The organism is Streptomyces sp. NTH33 (genome assembly GCF_003236365.1).
GTDB lineage: Bacteria > Actinomycetota > Actinomycetes > Streptomycetales > Streptomycetaceae > Streptomyces.
The window spans coordinates 1-1,919 of sequence record NZ_POTZ01000790.1; the positions used below are offsets into that span (position 1 = coordinate 1).

Consider the following 1,919-nt stretch of genomic DNA (forward strand, 5'->3'; position numbering starts at 1 on the left):
GACGTCCATGACGCGTCCAGGGTAGGCGGGCCGGGCGGGGCGCCGGTCAATCGAAAGGTTGAGAACCGGCTGCGCCCTTCGATCCGCGCGAAGCGTGCCCGGGCGCGATGCCCGGCGGGGGCCTGCCCGCGCAGGGTGGGGGACATGTACGTCGCATGGAGAGACCTGCGGTTCGCCAAGGGGCGGTTCGCCCTGATGGGAGCCGTGGTCACACTGATCACCCTGCTCGTGGGGCTGCTGTCCGGGCTGACCGCCGGGCTCGCCGAGGAGAACACCTCGGCGGTCAAGGGCCTGCCCGCCGACCACCTCGCCTTCGCCGCGCCGCCCGGCGGCCGGTCGGTGTCGTTCACCGGCTCCTCGCTGCCGCCCGAGGCCGTCGAACGGTGGGCCAAGCGGGTTCCGTACGCGGAGCCGGTCGCGATCCGCACGCTCGACGCGTCCGCCGGGAGCCGTACGGCCGCGGTGTCGGTGTTCGGCGTCCGCCCGGACGCCGGCATCGCACCGGACGGCGTCGCGCCCGGGCGGGCGGTGCTCTCCGCCGAGGCGGCGTCCGAACTGGGCGTCGGGGCCGGGGACCGGGTGCGCCTCGGTTCCGCCTCCTGGACCGTGGCGGCCGTCGCGGGCGGCGCGTCGTACAGCCACACGCCGGTCGTCTGGACGGCGTGGGACGGGGGCCGGACGACCGTGGTCGCGCTGCGCGCGCAGGGTGCCGACGTCTTTGCCGGGGACCGGGCCGCCGGTACGAAGACCCTCGCCAAGGGCGACGCGCTGACCGCGATCGGCTCCTACCAGGCCGAGAACGGCTCGCTGCAGCTGATGCGCGGCTTCCTCTTCGCGATCTCCGCCCTCGTCGTCGGGGCGTTCTTCACGGTGTGGACGATCCAGCGGTCCCCGGACATCGCCGTGCTCAAGGCGCTCGGCGCCTCCACCCGCTACCTGCTGCGCGACGCGCTGGGGCAGGCGGGGGTGCTGCTGGCCGTCGGGACGCTGCTCGGCACCGGGCTCGCGGCCCTGGCCGGCGTGCTCGTACGGGGCGGCGCGGTGCCGTTCGTGCTGGACGTGCCCGCCGTCCTGCTGCCCGCCGCGGTGGTGATCGCCCTGGGTGTGCTGGGCGCCGGCCTCTCCGTCCGGCGGATCACCGCCGTCGACCCGCTGACCGCGCTGGGAGGCGTGCGATGAGCCTGCTTCTGGACGACATCACCCTGACCTACCCCGACGGCGACGGCAGGCTCACCGCCCTGGACCGGGTGCGGCTGGAGGTGCCGGCGGGCACGGTCACCGCGGTGATCGGGCCGTCCGGCTCGGGCAAGTCCAGCCTGCTCGCGGTCGCGGCCACCCTGATCACGCCGGACAGCGGACGGGTGTGCGTGGACGGTACGCCGACGGGTGAGCTGAGCGCCGCCGAGCGGGCGGTGCTGCGGCGCCGGAGCATCGGCATCGTCTTCCAGCAGCCCAACCTGCTGCCCTCACTGACGGCGGCGGAGCAACTGGAGGTGATGGCCCGCCTGGACGGACGCCGGGCGGCGGCCGGCCGGGCCCGGGAGCTGCTGGCCGCGGTGGACCTCGCCGACCAGGCGCACCGGCGCCCCCACCAGCTCTCCGGCGGCCAGCGCCAGCGCGTCAACATCGCCCGTGCCCTGATGAACGACCCCTCCGTCCTCCTGGTCGACGAACCCACCAGCGCCCTCGACCACGAACGCGGCGCCGCCGTCCTCGACCTCCTCACCCGCCTCACCCGCGACCGCGGCACGGCGACGGTGCTGGTCACCCACGACCGCACCCACCTGGAGGAGGCGGACGCGGTACGGGAGATGAGGGACGGCCGTCTGACGGCCCTCCTGACCGGCTGAGCGTCCTGGCCCCGGCCGGGACCTGCGCTTCGGCCGGGGGCTTGCGTCTCGGCCGGGGCCGCCCGGGGC

At 75.6% G+C, this 1,919-nt stretch carries 2 protein-coding genes; both read left to right on the forward strand.

From position 1 onward, the window contains the following. Window positions 1–144: 144 nt before the first annotated feature. Window positions 145–1,179 (forward strand): ABC transporter permease, encoded by a 1,035-nt coding sequence (locus C1I97_RS36275; protein WP_111007161.1) that lies wholly within the window; start codon window positions 145–147, stop codon window positions 1,177–1,179. Continuing rightward, a complete protein-coding gene (locus tag C1I97_RS36280) occupies window positions 1,176–1,850 on the forward strand; it encodes an ABC transporter ATP-binding protein (protein ID WP_111007162.1) in 675 nt (224 codons plus the stop codon). The genes C1I97_RS36275 and C1I97_RS36280 overlap by 4 nt, the downstream gene beginning before the upstream one ends. The last annotated feature ends 69 nt before the right edge of the window (window positions 1,851–1,919 follow it).